Here is a 21,846-nt window from a genome sequence, read left to right as displayed (position 1 = left end):
CGGTCGCGTGCTGTCTATACTCCCTCCGGATCCGAGCCGCCCGAGGTAGGAGCGTGTGTGGCACAGCCCAAAGCTGACATCGAGCCGTCGCCGACACCCGTGACGCCGGTACCCGCTGCGCCGACAAGGTCCTCGGCGATCCCGCGGGTCCTCGGTGCCGCGGTCGCCGTGCTCCTGGTTGGCGGGCTGCTGGCGTGCGCGGTGGTGGGTGGGATGCCCGTGCCGCACGTACTCGTGGCGATTCTCGTCGTGCTCGTGACGCAGCTGCTGCCGGGAGCGCTGGCCTGGCGGGTGGCGCGGCCTCGGGACGGCTGGCTTCTCGAAGACCTGGCGATGGGCTTCGCGATCGGTTCGGTCCTTGCCATCGGAGCTCAGGTCGTGGCCGGGCTCACCGAACAGCGGTGGGTCGCCTTCAGCCCGATCGCCGTCGCGGTGGTCCTCGTTCTCGTGCCGGGGACGCGAAACCGGCTGCGCACCGCGCGAACCGGTCCGCTGCCGTGGTGGTGGGCGTCCTCGGTCGCCCTGGTGGCCCTGGTCACGCTGCCGCAGATACGCTCCTACTTCCGCGGCGTACCGCTGCACTGGGCCAGCGGCGCCCGGGCGATCGACGTCGACGCGTACCTTCATCTGGCGCTCGCCGCTCAGCTCGCCAACCGCGGGCCCACGACCTTCCCCTGGGTTCAGAGCGAGTCCCTCGCGTACCACTGGTTCAGCCATGCCTGGGTGGCTCAGGTCTCGGTGGCGTCCGGCGTCCCGCTCGACGAGGTGCTGTTCCGGTTCATGGCGGTCCTCATGCCGATCGTGGTGGTGTTCGCCATCGCGACGGCAGCCGTACGGCTGACCGGCCGCGCCTGGGCAGGTCCGCTCGCGGGCCTGCTGGCCTTCGCCGGTGGCGATCTCAATGTGCTCGGCGAACCACACGCGAGCGGCACCCCGGTCGCCCCGCTGTCGCCGAGCCTCGGACTCGCGATCCCCATGCTGGTGGCCGCCGCCAGCGTCCTCGCCCTTCGGTGGAACAAATCGATGTCCCGGGGCGCTGGCCTGCCCCTGCTAGTGGTGCTCTGCCTCGGCGCGTCGGGTACGAAGGGGTCGACACTTCCGCTTGTCGTCGCGGGACTCGGTCTCGCCCTGGTCGCGATGCTTGTCTTCGACCGTTCCCGCGTCCTGACCGTCGCCGGCGACCTCGCCGTGGTGGTCGGCTGCCTTCTCTTCACGCTCGTGGTCGTCTTCCACGGCTCGGGTGAGGGCCTGCACCTCAGTCTGTCGGACGCCGCCGAGCAGGTACCCGCGGCGAAATGGCTGGGCAACCCGCACACGCCGGTGCAGACGGCGCTGCTCCTGGCGATCAGTGTCGCCGGGATCCTCGCCCGCACCGCCGGGGTTTTCGTGCTGCCCTTCTCCCGCACCGAGCGCCGCAGCCCCATGCCGTGGCTGCTCATCGGTGCGGGGTTGGCGGGCGCCGGGGCGGCCGCGGCGTTCGCCCATCCCGGGGGGAGCCAGTGGTATTTCGCACGTACCGCGATTCCGCTGCTCGTCATCGGCTCGGCGATGGGCCTGGCCGCCCTGGCCGGCGTGCTGGGTCCGCGGCGGTTCACGCGAGCACTGATCGTGAGCGTCCCCGCCGGCGTCGCTCTCGTCTGGCTCGGACCCGCCGTCCTGGGACCCTTGCGGCCAGGTCGGTGGAGCCTGGCCGTGTCCATGATCGCCGTCGGTCTGGCCGTGGTGGTGGCCGCCGGCGCCGCCGGCGCGGTGTGGACTCGTGGCCGGGTGAACCGGCTGCGGCTGGCCGGCGCCGCCATGGTGCTGACCGTGCTGGCCGGCGGAGTGCTGATTTCGGTCTGGGACCTCATGTTCCCAGCGCCCGGGCAGACGCCGGTCTCACAGATAACCCAGGCGATCTCGGGCACGCCCGTGCGGACCGCGTCGGTCAACGGCCTCCTGACGGCAAGCCGCGGGCAGATCGACGCGGCCCGGTGGATCCGCGACCACTCCGACGTCGATGACGTGGTCATGACGAACCGCCATTGCACGACGCCGATGGAGCCGGTCAACTGCGACAGCCGCCACTGGACGGTCGCGGCCTTCAGCGAGCGGCAGGTCCTGCTGGAGGGCTGGACCGCGACGCCGATGTCCGCGAAGCTCGGGCCCAAGGGCCGAGACTCCATCACCGTCAACTATTGGAAGCCGGACCTGCTGCGACTCAATGACGGCTTCATCGCCGATCCCACCGAGAACGCCGCTCAGGAGCTGCGACGGCGGGGCGTGCGGTGGATCTTCGTCGATCACACCCGGCCGTACGCGGCGACGCTCGAGCCGTACGCGACACTTCGATTCCAGAGTCCAGGCGTGGATGTCTACGAATTCCCGAAGTAACGGAGGAATCAGGGTGGCCCCGCTCCGTCGCTGGTACGACGGGCTGCGTCGGCACAGCCTGCGCCTGATGAAGTACGGCCTGGTCGGGATCGTCGGCTTCGTCGCCGACGTGGGCGGTTTCAACCTGCTCCGCTTCGCCGGCGGACACGGCCCGCTCTATGAGATGCCGTTGGCCGCGAAGGCCATCTCGACCGCGATGGGCGTCGTCGTGGCCTGGCTCGGTCACCGCTATTGGACCTTCCGGGAGAATCGGCGCTTCGCGGTTCACCGCGAATTCGTCGAGTTCGTCGTGGTGTCGCTGATCGGCCTGGGGATCTCCTTGGCGCCGCTCGCGATCTCGCACTATGCCCTGGGGCTGCGCAGTCCACTGGCGGACAACATCTCCGCCAACATCGTCGGCCTGGGCCTGGCGACCGCCTTCCGCTATTGGGCCATGCACACCCGGGTTTTCACGGAGATGCGCTCCACCCACCAGGCGCCCGATGTATGGCAAAGCGACCCGTCCGACCGAAGCTCCCGCTGACCCGAATACAGGGCTGCCGGGCGTGGCCGGATCGTGATGAACTTCGACCTGCCGAACCATCTTTTCGGGCCATTCGCATTCAGCGCCATCGTGCTAACGTGCGTCTGCTCATCCACGACCACCTAAACGGGGGTAACGCGTGCGAAGTCTGCATGCCGCAATTGTCGGAGCTGTAGTCATGGCGTCCACTTTGGCCGCCACACCTGCTTTCGCTGCGGATGATCTGCCAGTGACCACCTCACCGGGCTCGTTGTCGTTCGGCGACCAGAAGGTGGGGGAGCCGGGAGCCGAAAGCCTGGTAACGGTCACGTCGACCAGCGCCACGGCGCTCACGTTGGGTACGGCGACCATCACCGGCACCGACGCCCAGGCATTCACCAAGAAGACCGACACCTGTTCCGGCGCGACGTTGGCGCAGAATCAGACGTGTCAGATCGGAGTGGTGCCGAACGCCACGAAGGTCGGCTCGCAGACGGCGACGCTGACCGTGTCGGACACCGGCACCTCCACCAAGACCGTTCCGCTGTCGCTCACCGGAAGCGTCGGCGCGAAGGGCGCGTACTACGCGGTCACGCCGGCCCGGGTGCTCGACACGCGTAGCGGCGTGGGCGCGCCCGCCGCGATGCTCGGCGCTCAGCAGTCCCTCGACCTGCAGGTGACCGGCCGTGGCGGCGTGCCGTCCGTCGGCGTGTCCGCGGTAGTCCTGAACGTCACCGTGACCGGCAGCACCGCGGGAAGCTTCCTGACGGTCTACCCGACCGGCGCGGACCGGCCCACCGCGTCGTCCATCAACTTCGCCAAGGGCTGGACCGGCGCCAACTCGGTGACCATCGGCGTCGGCGATGGCGGCAAGGTGCGGATCTACAACCAGTACGGCGCCACGCACGTGATCGCCGACGTGGTCGGGTTCTACGCGGCCGACAGCACCGTCATTCCCTCGGCCGGAAACACCGATGCGGACTTCTACCCGTTGACGCCCAAGCGCTGGATCGACACCCGGGCCGACGGCAACGCGGGCCGGCTCGGCAACGGCGATTACTACCAGCTGGGCTGGGACTTCGGTGCCTTCAACCCGTACGTCCGGGCGGTCGCGGTGAACATCACCGCGGTCAGCCCGACCGGCAACGGGTACCTGTCGGCGTGGAACGGCAACTCCAGCGCGTTCCCGACGACGTCGACGCTCAACTACACGACCGGCAAGAACGTTCCCAACATGGCCATCGTGCCGACCTCGCCCTGCAATGAGACGTGGTGCAACGCCAGCGGGATTCCCATGATCGGCGTCATCAACACGACGTCGGGGGGCGCGGCGACCCATCTCATCGTCGACATCGTCGGTGTGTACGACAACGCGACGCCCGGGGCCGCGGACAGCCTTCGGTTCCACCCGATCACTCCGCAGCGGATCACCGACACCCGCAGCGGCCTGGGATACCCGACGGCGTTCGGACCGGGCGTCTCGGGCACCGTGACGGCGCCCGCCAGTGTCTCGCAGGCGTCCGCACTCGCCTTCAACGTCACCGCGGTCAACCCGACCGCCAGCACCTACCTGACCCTCTGGCCGGCTGGTATCGCCCAGCCCACGGTCAGCAACCTCAACCCCGCCGCCGGCCAGACCGTTGCGAACGCCGCAATCGTCGGGCTCGGCACGAACAAGGCGTTCAGCATCTACAACGCCGGCGGCTCGACCAACGTACTCGTGGATGTCGTCGGTACCTTCCAGAGCCTCTTCCCGACGGCCGCGGCGAGCACCGCAGGCCAGCGGCAGGCGCAGGCCAAAGTCCAGTCGACCTCCGGCGCCAGCCGGAGCGGGACGGCGGTAAACGGAATCCACGGCACCCGCTGATCTGATCGCTTGACAAAAAGGCTCCGGCCGGGATTGACCCGGCCGGAGCCTTTGTCATAAGCGCGAGCAATTACCCGAAGCGGCCGTTGACGTAGTCGGCGGTGCGGGGGTCGATCGGCTCGTTGAACATCTTGTCGGTCGGGCCGTGCTCCACGATGTGCCCGGGCGTGCCCTGCTCGGCCAGGAAGAACGCGCACTGCTGGGAGACCCGCGCGGCCTGCTGCATGTTGTGCGTGACGATCACGATGGTCACCTCGTGGGCCAGCTCCCCGATCGTCTCCTCGATCCGGCGGGTCGAGGTGGGGTCGAGCGCCGAGCACGGTTCGTCCATCAACAACACCTGCGGGCGTACGGCCAGGGAGCGCGCGATGCACAGCCGCTGCTGCTGCCCGCCGGAGAGCGCGCCGCCCGGCTGCCGCAGCCGTTCCCGCACCTCGCGCCAGAGCCCCGCCTTGGTGAGACACTCCTCGACCAGGCCGTCCTTGTCGCCGCGGGACGCCCGGGTGCCGGTCAGCTTGAGACCGGCCAGCACGTTGTCGTAGATCGACATCGCCGGGAACGGGTTCGGCTTCTGGAAGACCATCCCGATCCTCTTGCGCGCCTCGGTGACCTTGACGCTCGGGTCGTAGATGTCCTGCCCGTCCAGCCACACCTCGCCGGCCAGCGACGCGGTCGGGATCAGCTCGTGCATCCGGTTGAGGATGCGCAGGAAGGTCGACTTGCCGCAGCCGGACGGGCCGATCAGCGCGGTCACCATCCGGGCCGGCATGCTCAGCGACACCCGGTCGAGGACCTTGTGCTGGCCGAACCAGGCGGAGATCGAGTGCGCGTCGAGCGCCACGGCGTCATAGGCGGACACCGCCGGCATGACTTGGGTTTCGGTCACGGTAGCTCCTCGATCAGATCAGGTTGGGCACGAGCTGGGCGCACTGGCCGGCGACCAGGACGCCGAGCAGGGCGACGACGGGCAGGCCGATCAGCCAGGCGTGCCAGGGGCCGAGGCGGTGCCGCACCCAGGTCAGGGCGAGGGCCGCGGCCACCAGCAACTGTCCCCAGAGGACGAGCGGGACGAGCGCCATCACGTCGATCTCCATGACCGCGTCCTTGTGCGGCAGGATCGCCGAGCTGATCGCGAGCCGTGGGGTGTCCTGGGCCGGCGAGGTGAGCTTGGCGTCGACCCGCAGCACGTCGCTGGGCTCGTAGGCCGGGCCGTCGGCGGTGACCAGGGTCAGCCGCCCTTCGCCGGCCGCGAGGGCGGGTGGTTGCGGTTCGCCGGTCCGGCGAACACCCATGACCACGTACGTGTGCCGGCCCTGCCCGGTGATCACGGTGATCGGATCGCCACCCTGCAGCTCGCCGAGCCGGGCGAACGGCCCGCCGAACGCGGCCCGGCGGCCCATGATCACGCTGGCCCCCTGCTGGCCGGGGAAGACCGTGTCGCGGCGGTGGCCCGGCCCGCGGGTGAGCACGCCCGAGTCGGTGCCCTCGAAGACCACCTCCTTGACGCCGATCCGGGGGATGACCAGCAGCGCGACCGCCTCGCCCGCGGGCAGCGCGTCCTTGCCGGAGTCGTCGAAGTGGTTCACCGGGGCGGTGGCCTTGGCGAGTTCGGCGCGGAAGTCGGCGTATGCGACCTGCTGCGCCCGCGCGTGCGAGAGCGACCCGAGCACGGTCATCTGCGCGACGAAGCCGAGGGCGACCGCGGCCAGGATGGTCAGCGCCGCCCCGGCCAGCGGCGGCCCGGAGAGGCGCGACCGCCGGGGCGCGGGCGGGGTGCGGCGCTGCGGCTCGGGGCGGGAGGCGGGCGGCGACGGCGGGGGCGGCGCGATCGGCGGGGCCGGGCTGACCGGCGCGGCCGGGTTCGGGGTCTCCGCCGCGCTGGTGACCGGGGCGCTGATGGTGCTCACCACCGAGCCGGTTGGGGCCGGTCGAACCGCATCGTGCCGAGCACGATGCAGCCGCCGGCGATGAGCAGCGCGACACCGAGGGCGAACAGCCCGGCGGCCGGCGGCCCGGTCTTCGGCAGGGTGCCGGTGGTGGCCGCGGCGGTGGTCGTCGCGGTGGTGGCCGGGGTGGTCGGCGCCGTCGTGGTCGACGAGGTGGTCGGTTCGGTGGTCGGCGGCTCCGTCGTCGGCTCGGTGGTGGCCGTGGCGGACGGCGTCGCCGAGGCGGATGCCGACGCCGAGCTGGATGCGCCGGCCGACGGCTCGCCGGTGCTGTCCGGGAAGACGTTGGCGCCGGTGACGTACGCGGTGGAACTGGTGAAGTGCATCCACCCGGTGAAGGTGCCGACGACATCACCCGGGAAGAGCGTCCGGCACTCGACGGTGACCAGATAGTAGCCCGGGTCGACCTGGGTGGCGCCGGCGTCCTTGGCCACGTCCAGCATGCTGTTCTCGAGCTGCACCGGGAACGGGTCGGTGGTGGAGAGGTTGACGCTCTGCGGGTTGGTGATCTGGAGTCCGGGCTGGAAGACGCCGGGGCCGGTGACCGTGGCCCGGTAACCGTCGGCCGCCTTCGGGCACGGGCCGGCGGTCAGCACGGTCGGCGCCGACTGGTCGGTGCCGGTGGCCGGGTTGAAGGTGAGCTGGTTGGGCGCCACCGCCGCCTGCGCCGGCGCCGCGGCCATCAGCGCCACCCCGCCGGCGGCCATCAGGACGACGCCGATCGACGCCGCCCACGTGCGGATTGATCGCTTCACGGTCGGTTCCTCCTCAGTGGTGGGTGGCGGACCGGCGGCCGAAGCGGCGCCCGGTCTCGAAGGCCAGCAGGACGGCGGCGCCCCCGGCGGCGATCCAGCCGACCGGGAGCCCGCCGCGAGACGTGGCCTGGGGCGCGGACACGAGCCGGGTGGCGCTCGGCACGGCCGTCTCGGGCTGCTCCTGGGTCGCCGCCGGCGCCGTGGTCGGGGCCGCGGCCGGCGGCGAGCTCATCGTGTTCGGGCCGGACGCCTTGTACCGGGTCGGCGAGGTGAACGTCAGGGCGCCGGTGAACTGCGCGAACTTGGTGCCCTGGAAGGAGTCGACACAGTAGACGGCGACGTCGTACCGGCCCTGGAGCGTGGTGCGGTTGTCGGCCGCGAAATCCTTCATCGTCTCGGCGAAGTAGACGTCGAAGGGGTCGGTGTGCGACATCCCGGCCGCGGTCGGCGTGGTGATGATCTGGCCGGCGGCCGGGAAGCCGTGCCCCTTCGCCACCGCCAGGTAGCTGTCCGCCTGGCTGGGGCAGCCGGCCGAGGTACGCGCCTTGATCGCCGCCTCGGCGATGCTGTTCGACGGGAAGAAGCTCAGCGTGCCGCTCGGCGTGGCGCCCGCCGGAACGGGGGTCGCGAGCAGCAGCGCGGCAGTCGCCAGGCCGGCGGCGCGGATCAGGTCACGCGGTCGCATCGGCACCCCGGCGGCGGCGCAGGTAACGGGCGCCGCACCAGGCGCCGGCCAGCAGCATGATCCCGCCGATGACCGCGAGCAGCCCCCACGAGACGGCCCAGTAGCCGTGGTCCCGGCTGACCGTGTAGAGCGGCAGCTTCTCGTCGCCGGCCTGGGCCATCGGGTCGGCGGTCACCGAGCCGGTCAGCCAGAACGCCGGGAAGCCGGTCTTCACCACGGCGATCATGTCGACCGCGTCGCCGGGCAGGATCTCCGGGACGTCGGCGATGCCGTCGGCGGTCGTGTGCGAGCCCCACAGCGTGCCGACCGTGACCTTCTGGTGTGCGCCCAGGCGTACGTTGCCGGTGTTGCGCACCCGGTAGGTCAGCGTGGTCCTGCCGCCGGCGAACGGGTTGGCGGTCGGGTGGTAGGTGGCGGTCAGCCCCTCGACCGTGAGCCGCGGCGTGAGCTCGCCGCTGACCCGCAGGTAGACCCGGGCGCCCACGCGCTGGTCGACGGCGACCTTGTTGCCCTTGGCGTCGTTGCCGATCGAGGTGAGCGAGGCGACGATGCCGGCGCTGTGGTCGCCGGGCGTCGCGCCGGTCGGGACCTTCAGCGTGAACGGGAGGACCACCCGGGCGCGGGCGGGCACCGTCACCGAGGACTTGGAGAGCGACACCCAGGTGCCGGCGTCGTCCGAGGTCCGGCCGGCGGCGAGCAGGTCGAAACCGCCGGTACGCGGGGTGAAGGCGTCGCTCGCGTACACCTTGAGGGTGAGCGGCCTGGTGCCGGCGTTGGAGATCTCCACCTGGTCGCTGAAGACGCCGCCGGGGGTCGCCGCGTACGCGAAGGTGGGCCGGTCGTCCGGGCCGTTCCTGCCGGTCGGGCGGACGCCGAAGGTCGCCCGTCCGCCGCTGTTGGCGTCGCCGGGCGCGGCCGTGGCGGGCGCCCCGGAGACGAGACCGAGCAGGACACCCAGCAGTGCCGTGGCAGCAATCGCTCGCCGCATGAGGACCGTCCTTCAAGCAAAGGGGGTGTGCGGGGCGGGCGGTGACCCGCCCCGCACGAAAACAGGTGGATCAGATGGCGGTGATGGTGAGCGTGGCCGAGTAGGTGCCCGCCACCGTGGTGGTCGGGGCCTGCAGGGCCACCGAGGCGCTCACGTGCGCCGTGCCCATGCCCGCGCCGGCCGCGGCGGCGGCGAGGGTGCGGCTGCTGGCCAGGCCGACGCCGGACGGGGCGGCCGCGCCGGGCGCGATCGCATCGGCCGGGTTGACCTGCGCACCGGCGGTGACGGTCTGCGACGGCGACTTGTCGACGACCTTCGGGGTCCAACCGAGGTTGGCCGCGTTGATCGAGTGGCTCTTGCCGTCGGAGAAGTCGGACACCTGGCCGGACACGTTCCAGCCGAGGTTGCCGGCCCGGGTGTCGGTCACGGTGAGCGAGTTCAGGTTGCCCGCGGTGGTCAGCTTGGACGCGTCCGACGCGAGCGCCGGGTCCGGGAGCACGACCGGGTCGGTGCTGCCGACGCTGATCGTCAGCGCGCCGCTCGCCACGGTGGTGGAGATCGTTTGCGACGCGGTGCCGCCCTTGAACGGCGTGACGGTCACGGCCACGGCCGGGGACTCGGAGGCGGCGTACGCGCCCGAGTCGGCCGGCACGAAGCGGGCGGCCAGCGAGTGGTCACCCTCGGCCAGGCTGCTGGTGGTGAGGGTGGCGGTGCCGTTGGCCACGGTCACGGCCGCGCCCAGGTTCGCACCGGCATCCAGGAACTGGATCTTGCCCGCGGCACCGCTCGGGCTGACCGAGGCGCTGAGGGTGATCGGCGAGAACTTCTCGACCGAGCCGCTCGGGTTGACGACCAGCGCGGTGGTGGTCGCGGTGGCCGCCGCCGCGTTCACGACCAGGTTCGTCGCGGCCGAGGCGGAGCCGTTGACCCCCGGCGAGGTGCTGGTGAACACCGCGGTGATCGCGTGCGTGCCCGAGGCCAGCGCCGCGGTCGCCAGCGAGGCGACGCCGCCGCTGACCGCCACCGCGCTGCCCAGGTTGTTCGCGCCGTCCTTGAACTGCACCGAGCCGGTGGCCGTCGCCGGGGCGACGGTCGCCTTCAGGGTGACGGTGTCACCGACGTTGACCGGGCCGGCCGGCGTGACGTCGAGCGAGGTGCTCGACGGCGTCGACGCGTTCGGGTCGGTGGACTGGTACGCGGTCGCCGAGGTGAAGTAGAAGGCGCCGGTGAAGGTGCCCTTCACGTCCTGCGAGAACGCGTCCAGGCACTGGACGGTCAGGTCGTACTCGCCGGCCACGATCGTGGTACCGAGGTCCGTGGCGACGTCCTTGAAGCTGTTCTCGACCTGGACGTCGAACGGGTCCGTGGTGGAGAAGTTGACCGACTGCGGCTGGGTGACCTGCACGCCGGGGGCGAACGCGCCCGGGCCGGTCAGCACGGCCCGGTACGAGTCCGAGTCGGTCGAGCAGCCGGCCGAGGTGTGCACCTTCGGCGCGGTCAGGTCGGTGCCGGTGGCCGGGTTGTTGGTGAGCGTGCCGAGGGTGCCGGCCGGCGGGGCGGCCAGCGCGGCGCCGCCGGTGACGCCGAGGACGGCGGCCGCGGTCGCCGCGGTGGCCACCGAGGCCACCGCGATCCGAGACTTGATACGCATGGCTATCTACTCGCCTTCGAGTCGATTACGGCGTGCGGAGGGTGGTGTCGCCACACGACGCGTGGGGCGCGAAGCCGTACTTCTTGATCGTGTTGCTGTTGGCGCAGACCTGGGAGGTCGGGCCGACGAAGACGCTCGCGTAGTTCGAGTCGGTCAGCTTCGCGGTCGGAACGACGTTGTAGACGTCGCGGACCATCGTCGAGGAGGTGTTCAGCACGGTCGGCGCGGTGCCGTCCAGCTGAGCGAGCACGATCTTGCCGTGCACGTCCGGGACCACCGCGGTGGTCTGCGACAGGTACTGGGCGATCGAGTAGGGCACGACCTGCTTCGGGTCGGTGATCAGCGTGCCGTTGTTCTCCTGCAGCGGGTTACCGGTAGCGTCGGTCTGCCCGATGCAGGTGTGGTTCGCCTGCGAGGTGAAGTCGGCCGCGTCGGTGAAGCCGAGCGACTTGAGGAAGAAGGAACGCGTGCCGGATCCGAACTGCGGGAGCATCGGCTTGTAGTTGGCGCCGGCGCCGCAGTTGTAGATCGTGGTCAGGTTCGCCTTGGTCAGCGTGCGGGAGATGCTGCTGTCCGAGCGCACGGCGTAGGTGACCGCGTCCACCCCGAACGGGATGTAGGTCAGGTTCTTGCCCGGGTACGACGCCGAGTTGTTGCTCGACGAGCGGGCGAAGTCGAGGCAGCCGTTGGCGGCGTCGAGCGAGGCGACCAGGGCGGTCACGCCGGCACCGGAACCGGCGGGCCGGTTGATGACGCAGGCGGCGTTGTCCTTGGTCTGGATCTGGGCGGTGCCGAACGCGTCGTACGACGCGATCACCTTCGTGCCGCCGATGGTCACGACGTTGGACAGGCCGTTCATGACGCCCTCGGTGGTGTCCGAGCCGACGCCGGCGAGGGTGCGGAAGGTGGGCGACCCGCTCGGGTCGGCCTGCGCCGGGGAGGCCGTGAAGGCGAGTGCCCCCACCAGCCCGACCCCGACCACAGCCAGGAACCGTTTGTTCTGCACTGCGGCTATCCTTTTCTGTGCGAATGCGCGTCGGGCTGATGCCCGGCCGCGATCCCGGCAGCTGCCGGCTGCCGGTGCTGTGGCCAGGAGCGCCAACTCCTGGCCACAGACGTCTTCAGTCGGACTTACCGACCCCCTCTCCGGGCCCGCAGCAGGAAGATCGGCCCGACGAACGCCGCGACCAGGCCGACGGCCAGCGCGACGATCAGGGCGTACCGCAGGTTCCCGACGGGGTGCCCGGGTGTCGGATTGGTCTGGGCGACCGGCACCGGCGAGCCGTGGCCGGCCGGGGTCGGCGCCTGCGCGGCGAGACTCGGCGCGACACCGGCGGCCGGCCCGGTCCTGGTCGGCTTCGGGCTGGCCGGCACGCCGGTGGCGGTGCCGCCGCCGGCCGGCGCCGGGGCCGGGGTGGTGACGACCGGGACCGGCTGGCCCGCGGTCTTCTCGATGGTGTCGGCGGCCCGCAGGGTCAGCGCGCGCAGCGCCTCCGGGAGCGGGGCGTAGCCGAACGGCAGGGTGCCCGGCTGGACGCCCGGGGTCTGGCCGTCGTTCGCGGCGTACCGGAGCAGCTTCGCGTAGTCGGCGCCGGCGTCCTGCTTGACCGCGGACGGGACGGTGGCCGCGTACACCACGGTGGTCAGCGGGTACGCCGAGGGGTTGGCGCTGGCCGGATTCGGTTCCAGCACGTTCGGCACGGTCTTCGACGAGGTCATCGAGGCCACCCCGGCGGTCAGCGAGGCCGTGGTCGGCGCCACGAACTGCCCGGCGTGGTTCTGCAGCTGGGCCATCGGCAGGCCGTACCGCGCGGCGGTCGCCACGTCGGTGACGGCCAGGACCGCCCGCTTGCCCGGGGCCTGCGGCGGCCCCTTCTTCCAGCCGATCACGTCGCCGCTGGAGTTCCGCGAGGTGGCGTTGTGCACGAGCGTGTCGCCGCGGGCGTCGAAGCGCGCCGCGTCGTGCATGTTGGTGGCGTACGGGTGCATGTCGAGCGTGCAGTACGGATGGAACTGGCCGTCGTCCGCGCGCTGCTGGATGCAGTACAGGTCGCTCTTCGGGAAGTTGTCCTTGGGCCAGGTCTGCGCCGAGTAGACCGGATTGACCTTCATGCCCCACGGGTCGGGGCTGCCGGTCATGAACGCCTTCCCGTCCGGGTCGGCCATGATCCAGTTCCACAGCCGGGTGGCGAGGTCGGTCTGGCCGGTGGGCAGCAGCATGTCGCCGATCCCGAGGGTCAGCTGCTTGGTGAAGTCCGGGTTGAGCTTCGTGAACTCCGGGTCCGAGCCGATCGAGATCGGGTTGTTCTTGACCGTCTCCCGGGAGATGTCGGCACCCGCCCGGTACGACTGGGTGAGCAGCTTGGCGACCAGGCGCGGGGTGAGCTTCAGGCTGCCGACGCGTCGGCCCTCGCGCAATCGGTCCTGATCGGACGCGTCGACGCCGGACTGCCACTCGATGTTCAGGGCGATCGCCAGGCCGGAGACGGCGACCGGCGCGTACACCTGTGGTCTGGTCGGGTCGGGTGTCGCGGGCTCGTCCAGGAAGACCAGGTTGGGCGCGGTGCCGGCCAGGTTCAGCCGAGCCAGGTCGTCGGTGACCTGGGAGTAGCCGAACACCCGCCCGCCGTTCGCGCACAGCGCCGGCTGCCAGCGCAGGATCGCCTCGGTCATCGGCTCGGCGCCCAGCGTGCGCTGCTCGGCCGTGCCGAGCGGGCAGGGCTGGCCGATCTTCTGGAACTTCAGCGGGATGGTGATGTGGTTGGCCCAGTTGGTCATCTCCAGCGGCGACGAGTCCAGCCAGTTGTGCGGCCGGGCATCGCCGGTGCTGCCGTTGATCTCCTTGTCGCCGCGCGGCACGACCACCAGGAAGCACTCCCGGGGGCTGCCGTCGGCCAGCGCCTCGCCGCAGCCCAGGCCGGGCGCCTCGGTGGCGGTCTGCACCTCGAAGAACTCCTCGCCGGTGCCGTCCGCGAGGGTCCGGCCGTACGGGATCTCGTTGGTGGTGGTGGCGTCGTAGAACTCGCCGAGCCCGGTGATCGGGACCGTCTTGCCGGTGGCCGACGCGAACGGCACGTACTCGGGCTCGCCGCTCGTCGACTTGATCGTCTCCTTCGGGTCGGTCCAGCCGGCGCCGAACAGGTTGCCGTAGGTCACCTGCCGGCTGCCGGTCCAGCCGCCGCCGCGGTTGTCGGTGTAGAGGGCGCCGAACTGGCACTGCGTACGGTCCGGGCCGGTGGCCGGGTCGCCCCAGCACTGCATGATCTGCAGGTAGTCGCGGAAGACGCTGGTGTCCACGGTGGGTGTGCCGCCGGTCCAGGTGACGTTCACGACCTGGTTGATCAGGTTCGTGGTCTGGCTGACCGTGACCTTGAGGTTGGCGAACTCGCCGGTGCCGGAGACGGTGACGGACGAGTCGTCGTCGGCCGACGCCGCGGACTGCGGGTAGACCAGCGCGGTGAGCGCGGCCAGCACGACGGCGACCAGGGCCGCCGACCATTTGCGGGTCATCGCCGACCACCCCGCAGCAGGCGCGCGGCGAGCGGCGGGCCGACCGTGAGGCCGAGCAGCAGGGCGCACGAGACGATGATCAGGACGAGCTTGAGCGTGGGGTCGAGCTGGTTGGAGAGCGAGACCGGGATGGCCGAGACGCTGTCCGCGCCGCCCCCGGCGCCCCCGACGACTTGCCCGGTATCGGGGTCGATCACCGCGCCCGCGCTCGGCACGCCGCCCGGTGTCGTGCCGGCCGCGGCGGTCGCCGATGCACTCGGGTTCGCCCCGGTCTTCGTACCCCCGGGGGTGTTGTTCTTGCCACCGTTGCCCGTGGTCGGGGTGTCGCCCTTCGCGCCCGCGGTGCCGCCGGTGCACTGGGTGGCGCCGACGTGGTCACAGGACTGCGGATTGGGCGCGTTCTTCGCCAGCGTGTTCGACCCGTCGGTGGAGAACGTCGGGTTGTTGCACTTCTTGATGTCGATGGCCTTCGCGTCCACGCCCGGGATCCGGCGCACCTGCTCGAGACCGGCCTGCACCAGGTTGATCGGCAGTGGCGAGTAGCCGAGGCTGTCCGCCTGTTGCTGGCCCTCGCAGAGGAAGTAGTAGGAGAAGTCGCCGAGCGTCTTGCCCTTGGCCGCCTTGAACCGGTCGTTCTCCTTGTCCACCGGAATGATCATGTAGCTGTAGCTGGACAGCGGGTACGTGCGCCGGTCCGGGTTGGTGTAGACCCCGCGCAGATCCTGGGTGAGGTAGTCGGGCGAGGACTTGTCCTGGTTGATCTTCGCGGCCAGCAGCCCCACCGCCACCGACTGGGCGGTCGGCTCGATGTAGTAGTCGGCGTGGTTGCGGATCTTCGCGACCGGGAAGTGCAGGTTCAGCGCGTACGAGTATTCGACATAGGTGATCGCGCCGACGCTGGCGTCCTGGGCGACGTACCCGGCCACGCCGGTCGAGCTCGATTGGGCCGTGGTCGACGTGCCCGGGATCAGCGGGTAGATCGAGGTGACCCCGCACGGCGACTTGCGGCCCGCCTTGGCGCAGTACGCGTTCCACAGCGCCGGGTACTGGCTGGCCATCCAGGTGGAGAACTGGGCCGTGGTGCCGGAGCCGTCCGACCGGACCACCGGGACGATCTGCCGGGCCGGCAGCGCGAGCCCCGGGTTGTCCTGGAGGATCGCCGGGTCGTTCCACTTGGTGATCACGTTCGTGAAGATCTTGACGAGCGTGTCGCCGGAGAGCCGGAGGTTGGTCACCCGGTTCTTGCCGATCGTCAGGTTGTACATGAACGCGGTGCCGCCGGCGACGATCGGCATGTACGCGTACGGGAACTTCGGCTTCGCCTCGGAGCCCGCGTTGTCGTCCTTGCCGTACGGGATCTCGCTGACCCCGAAGTCGGTGAGGCCGCTGGCGAACTGGTTCCGGCCGTCGGTCGAGCCGGTGCCGGCGTAGTCGATGCGCATGCCGTACTGCTGGACGTTGGACGCCCACTGCTGGATCGCATTCTGGCTCCAGGTCGAGCCGGCGCCGTTGATCGGGACGTACGCCGCGGCCGCGGCCGGCAGTTGGCCGGTCAGCAAGAGCGTGAGCGCCACGGCTGCCGCCACCGCGAACACGCGCCTGAGCATGGTCACTGTTCCTCTTTTCTGGTGGTGCGCATACGGCGGGCGAAGCGGGACACGTCGCGGGCCGACTGCCGGGCGCGCGCCCGCTGCTGCCGCGGCGACAGATCCTGCGGGGCGCGACCGCCGGCCAGCCGGGCGATGAGGAACAGGATCAGGACCAGCGCGAGCAGCAGCGCCGCGGTGCCGAAGCCACGGGCCACCACGTTCGGTTGCGGCGACTTGATCAGGGTGAAGGTGGCCAGCGGCAGCGACACCTGTGGCCCGTGGAACGGGTCGGCGTTCAGCGCCGCCGTGTACCCGGCGGTCAGCAGCACCGGCGAGGTCTCCCCGACGCCGCGCGCGGTGGCCAGGATGATCGCGGTGGCCAGGCCGGGCCGGGCGGTCGGCAGCACCACCGTGCGTACCGTCTTCCAGCGGCTGGCGCCCAGCGCGAGCGACGCCTCCTTGAGGTTGCCCGGCACCAGGCGCAGCACCACGTCGGCGGCCCGGATCATGATCGGCAGCATCATCACGGTGATCGCCAGCGACGCCGCGAGGCCGGACTTGTCGAAGTGCAGGTTCAGGCCGAGACGCTGCTGCTCGTCGTGGATCAGCAGCACGGCGGCGTAGATGAACAGACCGGCCACGATGGACGGCAGCGCGGTCATCGCCTCCACCACGGTCCGCACGAAGCGGGTGAAGCCGCCGCGCAGCTCGGCGAGGAACAGCGCGCAGAGCAGGCCCAGCGGCACCGTGATGACCAGCGCGAGGCCGATCTGCTCGAGCGTGCCGACCACCGCGTGCAGCGCGCCGCCGACGGTCAGCGGCTGCAGCGGCCCGGCCAGTTGCAGGTCCTGGGTGAAGAAGTTCCAGTGGACCAGCGCCCGGTAGCCCTTCCACACCGTGAAGCTCACGACGCAGACCAGGGCCAGGAGCAGCAGCGCGGCCAGCCCGTGCACGACCGCGCCGACCAGCCGGTCGCGGACCGCCGGGCCGTCGGCGTCCAGCCAGACCAGCGCGGCGTAGAAGACCAGGAACATGACGAACGAGACGACCACGAAGCCGAGCAAGCCGGAGAACGGGGCCAGCCAGTAGTAGATCAACGCGGTGGCGCTGATCCCGGCGATCAGGGCGCCCAGCGCGACCGTGACGTCGGCGCCGGAGACGGTCGCGGTGACCCGGCGCTCCTCCGGCTCGCTCGGTTCCGGCTGAACCCCAGGCACCAGATGCGGAACGGTGGTCATCAGGCCTCGCTCTCGGCGCCCGAGCGGCTGCGGGCCACGATCGAGCCGGCCGCGAAGTTCACGATCAGGGTGAGGACGAACAGCGCGACGCCGGCGGCCATCAGCGCGGAGAGGGCGACCGGGCCGGACTCGCCGTACCGCAGGGCGATCAGCGCGGAGACCGAGTTGGCGCCGTTCTGCAGCACGTGCGGCTGGATCACGAAGACCGGCGAGATGATCAGGTAGACCGCGATGGTCTCGCCGAGCGCCCGGCCCAGGCCGAGCATCGTGCCGCCGATCATGCCGCCCCGGCCGAACGGGATGACCACCGAGCGGATCATGCCCCAGCGGGTGGCGCCCAGCGCGTACGCACCCTCCCGCTCGCCGATCGGGGCCTGGGAGAACGCCTCCCGCATGATCGAGCAGATCACCGGGGTCACCATCAGCGCCACCACCATGCCGGCGATGAACGTCGATGAGGTGTAGACCGTCTCGGTGGCCAGCGGGTCGCGCGGGTCGGAGCCGGTCACCTTGAACAGCGGGAACCAGGCGAAGTAGGTGGACAGCCAGCGGGCCAGGCCGATCACGTTGCCCTGCAGGAAGGCGAAGCCCCACAGTCCGTAGACGACGCTCGGGACGGCCGCCATCAGGTCGACCATGTTGATCAGCAGCCGGCGCACGCGGGCCGGGGCGTACTCGGAGACGTACAGGGCCATGCCGGTGGCCAGCGGGACGGCGATGCTGATCGCCACGCCGGCGATCAGGATCGTGCCGGTGAGCACGGCGGCGATGCCGAAATGGTGGGAGTCGGGCTCCCACTCCTCGGTGGTCAGGAACGACCAGCCGGCGATCCGCAGCGCCCCGATCGCCTTGCTGAACAGGAAGGCGCCGACCAGCACCATCAGCACCAGCACGGCCGCGCCGGCACAGCGCAGGATGATGCGGAACACCCGATCCTGCCCGCCGGACGGCCGGAGCCGGCGTCGCTGCTCGAGCGGCGCGCTCGTCATACCTGTCCCGCCTTACGTGACTCTTAAGTAACACCGTGCGCGCTCAGCGAAACGATGTTGGCTTTACGTAAGGCCGGGGTTATGTGAACGACGGACGAATGCCGCCCATGGTTTGGCGCCGTAACGGGCGAGACGGCCCGCAACGCTCACCGGCGGGGATCGAGGTCGACGAGTTCGGCGGCCGGGATCAGATCGAGGGCTATCGTTGCAGCCTGATCGGCCTGGATGCGGCGCTGATAGTCGCGGCTCGACAGCGCCACCACCACGTCGCCGGCCAGGATGCGCCAGGACCAGGAGGACGGGCCGGCGCGCACGATGGTGATCCGCAGGTCGGCGACGTTGAGCTGGAGCCAGCGGACCGCCGTACGGCAGGAATCGGGGTCGGCATAGGCGATCGGGGCCCTGGCCAGGTCACGGTTGTTGGTGGCGAGGAGTCGCCAGGACATCGACCCGTCCAAGCGGTGTCGGAGCATCCGAAAACGCGCAGCAGCCACGGGGCCGGTCGCTCCTCGAGGAAAAGATCGTTTGGATCGCGCGCCCTATAACGTGGCGGCTTTGCGTACACAGCCGACGCACAGCGCATGAACAGCGGGCTTTAAAGAAACGACGGGCTGGAGATACTGGCCCCATGACCCAGCACACCCCCGCCGCGCCGATCGACGCCGACTCTCTCGATGCCGTGTTGCGGCCGTTCGGGCGGTCCCGCACGCTGCCCGCCGCCGCCTACACCGACCAGAAAGTTCTCGACTGGGAGCTCCGCCACCTGTTCGCCGGCGCCTGGACCTGCCTGGGCCGCGCCGACGAGGTCCGGCGCGAGCAGAGCCAGCGCGCCTTCTCGGTGGGCGGCATCGGCGTGCTGCTCACCTTCCACGAGAGCGCCGTCCGGGCGTTCGCCAACGTGTGCCGGCATCGCGGGCACGAACTGCTGCCGGAGGGCGGGGCGGCCGACCGGATCGCCGTGGTGTGCCCGTACCACGGCTGGGCCTACCGCCTCGACGGGACGCTCAGCACCGCCACCGCGATGCGCGAGGTGAGCGACTTCGACCCGGGCGCGCACGGGCTGGTCGAGCTGCCCGCGGTGGTGTGGGAGGGCTGGCTGTTCGTCAACGCGACCGGCGAGGCGCCGCCGTTCGCCGAGCATCTGGGCGAGCTGGACGGGCTGCTGCGCCCGTACCGGCCGGCCGAACTGCGGCTGCGCGCGGCGCACGACTACCGGGTGGCCGCCAACTGGAAGGTGATCGTCGAGAACTACCAGGAGTGCTACCACTGCCCGCAGATCCATCCCGAGCTGTGCCGGGTCTCCCCGCCGAACTCGGGCAACAACTGGGATCTGCCGGGCGCGTGGGTGGGCGGCTCGATGGACCTGCGGGAGCACGCGGAGACGATGTCGGTCGACGGGCGCGGCGCCGGGGTGTTCATCGACGGCGCCCCGCCAGGTACCGTCCGCTACGTCGCGCTCTTCCCGAACCTGCTGGTCTCCGCCCACCCCGACTACGTGATGACGCACCGATTGTGGCCGGTGTCGCCGGGCGTGACCGAGGTCGAGTGCCGGTGGTACTTCCCCGAGGAGATCACCGATCCGGCGTACGCGGTGGACTTCTGGGACCTCACCAACCGGCAGGACTGGGCGGCGTGCGAGTCGGTCCAGCGCGGGGCCGGCTCCCCGCACTTCCGGCCGGGCCCGCTCGCCCCGAACGAGGACGCGGTGTACCGGTGGACGACGCTGGTCGGCCGCGCGTACGCGACCGGCAGCGTCTACTGAGCGTCGTCCACCGAGCGGACCTCAAACCGTGCGCAACGCCTCGGTCGGCGAGAGCCGCGCGGCCCGCAGCGCCGGCACCAGCCCGGCGATCGCACCGATCACGACGGCGGCCGCGATCCCGCCGGCCCACGCCTCCACCGGCACCACCACCTGCCAGCCCTTGCCGCGGGCGTAGACCACGGTGGCGACGATCCCGGCGGCCACCCCGGCCGCGCCGCCGAGCACGGTGAGCAGCACCGCCTCGGCCAGGAACTGCCCGCGGACCTGCCGGCGGGTCGCGCCCAGCGCCCGCCGCAGGCCGATCTCCGAGCGCCGCTCCAGTACCGAGATGATCATGATGTTGGCGACGCCGACCGCGCCGACGATCAGCGCCACCACGCCGAGCCCGAGGAACAGGCTGTCGAACGCGCCCTCGGCCGCGGCCCGGGCGGTCAGCGCGTCGGACGGCTGGCTGATGTCGACCTCGCTCGGCGACTCCGGGTTCGCCGTCTGGGCCAGCACCGCCTGCACCTGCGCGACCCGGTCGGTGTCGGCCCGCACGTACAGCTTGCTCGGCGGCCCGGCGACCGCCCGGCCGTGCTCGATCTCGACGTAGTCCAGGTAGTGCTCGGCCGCCGGGTATCCGATCAGGACACTGCTGTCCAGCTCGGTGGCGAGCAGCGCGGGCTGCAGAATACCGGCCACGTAGAACCACTGGCCGCCGAGCCAGACCCGCCGGCCGGGGGTGACCCGGTCGAAGCCGAGCCGCTGCGCCGCGACCGCGCCGAGCACCGCCACCGGCTGGGTGGCGGTCGCCTCGTTGAGCCAGCGGCCCTGGGCGATGCCGGTCGCCGCACCGCCGGAAGGTTGAGGCTCGCGGCCCGTACGGTCAGCGCGTTGGTGCTGATCGCCGGGATCAGCGGGCTGCGGTAGACCTTCGCGTCGTCGATGGCCGCGCAGGTCGATGCCGTGCAGCACGGTCACGTCGCCGTACGCCTTGGTCACCTCGGCCAGCTCGAGAACGGGTTCGGTCATGTCGACGGCACTACCACTCGGTCGCCGGCCCGGAGATCGCCGGTCACCTGCACCATCCCGGCCGCGTCGTCGAAGAGGCCGAGCTTTACCGGCACGGTCTCCCGCCCGCCGGCCCCGACCCGCTCGACCGCGTATCCGGCGCCCGCCCCGATCAGCGAGGTCACCGGCACGATCAGCGCGTTCTTCACCCCGGCCGTGGTGATCTGCACCCGGACCGGCGCGGCGCCGAGCGTCCCGGCGTCCGCCGGCTTGTCCAGGCTCAGGTAGACCGGGACGGTCGCGCTGCCGTCCTTGCCCTGGGTGGCGACCGTGCCGATCCGGCTGATCCGGCCGCCGGTGACCCGGTTGTCCGGCAGCGTGATCTGCGCCTTGTTGCCGACCTTGACCTGGGCCTGCTGTGACGCGTTGAGCTGCACTACGACCTCTCGGCGGGTGGTCTCGGCGGTCCCGAACGGGCTGCCGGGCGCGGCCCGGCCGCCGAGTTGCGCGGTGCGGGTGGAGATCCGGACCGGCCCGGGGAGGACGACCGCATCGGCGAGGCTCAACGACGATTTATCCGATAAATCAGACAGGCGCGGCAGCAAGCGCGGCCTGGCCCGGCACGAACACGTCGATCTCTCCGAGATCGCCGGCCGGACGGTGGCGGCTTACCGGGTGGGCGCTCCGCTTGCGGGCGTACGCCTGGCGGCAAGCATCGAAACGGCGTGGACCAGCGGCGATCCGGCCCTGGTCGAGCGGTTGGTGGCCAACCTGGTGGACAACGCGCTGGCGTACAACGTGCCGAACGGCTCGGTGACGGTGACCACCGGCGTGCGCGACGGCCGAGCCGTACTCACCGTCGCCAACACCGGCGAGCCGATCCCGCCCGACCGGGTCGACGACCTGTTCGAGCCGTTCCAGCGGCTGGACCGCACGGCGGGGCCGGGCCGGGCACCACGGCCTCGGCCTGTCCATCGTGCGAGCCATCGCCGCCGCCC

Annotated in this window: 18 protein-coding genes and 1 pseudogene; 5 read left to right on the top strand and 14 right to left on the bottom strand. The window is 71.1% G+C overall.

The genetic code is table 11. The features are described 5' to 3' along the window. Positions 1–57: 57 nt before the first annotated feature. From IH26_RS0121960 to IH26_RS0121950, 3 genes are all read left to right on the top strand, one after another. Positions 58–2,373 carry a hypothetical protein gene (locus IH26_RS0121960; RefSeq protein WP_157437318.1) on the top strand — a complete coding sequence of 772 codons (2,316 nt, stop codon included), beginning with the start codon at positions 58–60 and terminating at the stop codon, positions 2,371–2,373. Between the two features lie 67 nt (positions 2,374–2,440). Then, positions 2,441–2,896, top strand: a complete 456-nt coding sequence (locus tag IH26_RS0121955; protein ID WP_245665373.1) for a GtrA family protein — start codon at positions 2,441–2,443, stop codon at positions 2,894–2,896. Between the two features lie 229 nt (positions 2,897–3,125). Beyond that, positions 3,126–4,742 (top strand): choice-of-anchor D domain-containing protein, encoded by a 1,617-nt coding sequence (locus IH26_RS0121950; RefSeq protein ID WP_030438106.1) that lies wholly within the window; start codon positions 3,126–3,128, stop codon positions 4,740–4,742. Between the two features lie 70 nt (positions 4,743–4,812). On the opposite strand, the gene IH26_RS0121945 is transcribed toward IH26_RS0121950, so the two are convergent. The 12 genes from IH26_RS0121945 to IH26_RS0121890 all read right to left on the bottom strand — a co-directional run bounded on the left by IH26_RS0121945 (position 4,813) and on the right by IH26_RS0121890 (position 18,539). Next, positions 4,813–5,628 carry a phosphate ABC transporter ATP-binding protein gene (locus tag IH26_RS0121945; RefSeq protein WP_425394393.1) on the bottom strand — a complete coding sequence of 272 codons (816 nt, stop codon included), beginning with the start codon at positions 5,626–5,628 and terminating at the stop codon, positions 4,813–4,815. Between the two features lie 13 nt (positions 5,629–5,641). After that, positions 5,642–6,649, bottom strand: a complete 1,008-nt coding sequence (locus IH26_RS0121940) for a sortase (protein ID WP_245665371.1) — start codon at positions 6,647–6,649, stop codon at positions 5,642–5,644. Then, positions 6,646–7,443: a hypothetical protein gene (locus IH26_RS0121935; protein WP_051808384.1), complete on the bottom strand. Its 798-nt coding sequence runs from the start codon at positions 7,441–7,443 to the stop codon at positions 6,646–6,648. The genes IH26_RS0121940 and IH26_RS0121935 overlap by 4 nt, the downstream gene beginning before the upstream one ends. Positions 7,444–7,456: 13 nt before the next feature. Next, complete coding sequence (locus tag IH26_RS0121930) at positions 7,457–8,128, bottom strand: hypothetical protein (RefSeq protein ID WP_157437316.1); 672 nt, start codon at positions 8,126–8,128, stop codon at positions 7,457–7,459. Continuing rightward, positions 8,115–9,116, bottom strand: coding sequence for a WxL protein peptidoglycan domain-containing protein (locus tag IH26_RS0121925; protein ID WP_051808382.1), 1,002 nt, complete (start codon positions 9,114–9,116; stop codon positions 8,115–8,117). Before IH26_RS0121925 ends, IH26_RS0121930 begins: the two co-directional genes overlap by 14 nt. Positions 9,117–9,186: 70 nt before the next feature. Next, the gene (locus tag IH26_RS0121920) at positions 9,187–10,767 is read right to left on the bottom strand and encodes an Ig-like domain-containing protein (RefSeq protein ID WP_030438100.1); all 1,581 of its coding nucleotides are present in this window, start codon (positions 10,765–10,767) and stop codon (positions 9,187–9,189) included. 25 nt (positions 10,768–10,792) lie between these two features. Beyond that, complete coding sequence (locus IH26_RS0121915; protein ID WP_030438099.1) at positions 10,793–11,773, bottom strand: hypothetical protein; 981 nt, start codon at positions 11,771–11,773, stop codon at positions 10,793–10,795. 125 nt (positions 11,774–11,898) lie between these two features. Beyond that, positions 11,899–14,277, bottom strand: coding sequence for a hypothetical protein (locus IH26_RS0121910; RefSeq protein WP_030438098.1), 2,379 nt, complete (start codon positions 14,275–14,277; stop codon positions 11,899–11,901). After that, complete coding sequence (pstS, locus tag IH26_RS0121905; protein WP_030438097.1) at positions 14,274–15,884, bottom strand: phosphate ABC transporter substrate-binding protein PstS; 1,611 nt, start codon at positions 15,882–15,884, stop codon at positions 14,274–14,276. The genes IH26_RS0121910 and pstS overlap by 4 nt, the downstream gene beginning before the upstream one ends. Positions 15,885–15,886: 2 nt before the next feature. After that, entirely contained in the window at positions 15,887–17,104 is a 1,218-nt protein-coding gene (pstA, locus tag IH26_RS0121900) for a phosphate ABC transporter permease PstA (protein WP_084598990.1), read from the bottom strand. Continuing rightward, complete coding sequence (gene pstC, locus IH26_RS0121895; RefSeq protein ID WP_030438095.1) at positions 17,104–18,093, bottom strand: phosphate ABC transporter permease subunit PstC; 990 nt, start codon at positions 18,091–18,093, stop codon at positions 17,104–17,106. The genes pstA and pstC overlap by 1 nt, the downstream gene beginning before the upstream one ends. Positions 18,094–18,239: 146 nt before the next feature. After that, positions 18,240–18,539 carry a hypothetical protein gene (locus tag IH26_RS0121890; protein WP_157437314.1) on the bottom strand — a complete coding sequence of 100 codons (300 nt, stop codon included), beginning with the start codon at positions 18,537–18,539 and terminating at the stop codon, positions 18,240–18,242. A 182-nt stretch (positions 18,540–18,721) separates the two neighbouring features. On the opposite strand from IH26_RS0121890, the gene IH26_RS0121885 reads away from it, so the two are divergent. After that, a complete protein-coding gene (locus IH26_RS0121885) occupies positions 18,722–19,855 on the top strand; it encodes an aromatic ring-hydroxylating oxygenase subunit alpha (protein ID WP_030438093.1) in 1,134 nt (377 codons plus the stop codon). Between the two features lie 21 nt (positions 19,856–19,876). Here the strand turns inward: IH26_RS0121885 and IH26_RS53800 are convergent, their stop codons facing one another. Next, on the bottom strand, positions 19,877–20,869 hold the full coding sequence (locus tag IH26_RS53800; RefSeq protein WP_051808381.1) for an ABC transporter permease: 993 nt from the start codon (positions 20,867–20,869) through the stop codon (positions 19,877–19,879). Then, positions 20,866–21,414 carry an efflux RND transporter periplasmic adaptor subunit gene (locus IH26_RS62180; protein WP_051808380.1) on the bottom strand — a complete coding sequence of 183 codons (549 nt, stop codon included), beginning with the start codon at positions 21,412–21,414 and terminating at the stop codon, positions 20,866–20,868. Before IH26_RS62180 ends, IH26_RS53800 begins: the two co-directional genes overlap by 4 nt. Here IH26_RS62180 and IH26_RS64555 point away from each other — a divergent pair. After that, positions 21,302–21,718: pseudogene (locus tag IH26_RS64555) on the top strand (sensor histidine kinase); the annotation flags it as partial. The gene IH26_RS62180 and the pseudogene IH26_RS64555 sit on opposite strands and share 113 nt — an antisense overlap. Positions 21,719–21,846: the final 128 nt, after the last annotated feature.

This window comes from Actinoplanes subtropicus (genome assembly GCF_000721705.1).
GTDB lineage: Bacteria > Actinomycetota > Actinomycetes > Mycobacteriales > Micromonosporaceae > Actinoplanes > Actinoplanes subtropicus.
This window is presented reverse-complemented; position numbering and strand designations above follow the sequence as displayed.

Excerpts from the sequence above, each read along its gene's own strand:
- IH26_RS0121955 (WP_245665373.1), top strand. The coding sequence starts at position 2,441 with ATGAAGTACGGCCTGGTCGGGATCGTCGGCTTCGTCGCCGACGTGGGC.
- IH26_RS0121930 (WP_157437316.1), bottom strand. The coding sequence starts at position 8,128 with ATGCGACCGCGTGACCTGATCCGCGCCGCCGGCCTGGCGACTGCCGCG.
- IH26_RS0121925 (WP_051808382.1), bottom strand. The coding sequence starts at position 9,116 with ATGCGGCGAGCGATTGCTGCCACGGCACTGCTGGGTGTCCTGCTCGGT.
- IH26_RS0121920 (WP_030438100.1), bottom strand. The coding sequence starts at position 10,767 with ATGCGTATCAAGTCTCGGATCGCGGTGGCCTCGGTGGCCACCGCGGCG.
- IH26_RS0121910 (WP_030438098.1), bottom strand. The coding sequence starts at position 14,277 with ATGACCCGCAAATGGTCGGCGGCCCTGGTCGCCGTCGTGCTGGCCGCG.
- pstS (WP_030438097.1), bottom strand. The coding sequence starts at position 15,884 with ATGCTCAGGCGCGTGTTCGCGGTGGCGGCAGCCGTGGCGCTCACGCTC.
- pstA (WP_084598990.1), bottom strand. The coding sequence starts at position 17,104 with ATGACCACCGTTCCGCATCTGGTGCCTGGGGTTCAGCCGGAACCGAGC.
- pstC (WP_030438095.1), bottom strand. The coding sequence starts at position 18,093 with ATGACGAGCGCGCCGCTCGAGCAGCGACGCCGGCTCCGGCCGTCCGGC.
- IH26_RS0121890 (WP_157437314.1), bottom strand. The coding sequence starts at position 18,539 with ATGTCCTGGCGACTCCTCGCCACCAACAACCGTGACCTGGCCAGGGCC.
- IH26_RS0121885 (WP_030438093.1), top strand. The coding sequence starts at position 18,722 with ATGACCCAGCACACCCCCGCCGCGCCGATCGACGCCGACTCTCTCGAT.
- IH26_RS53800 (WP_051808381.1), bottom strand. The coding sequence starts at position 20,869 with ATGACCGAACCCGTTCTCGAGCTGGCCGAGGTGACCAAGGCGTACGGC.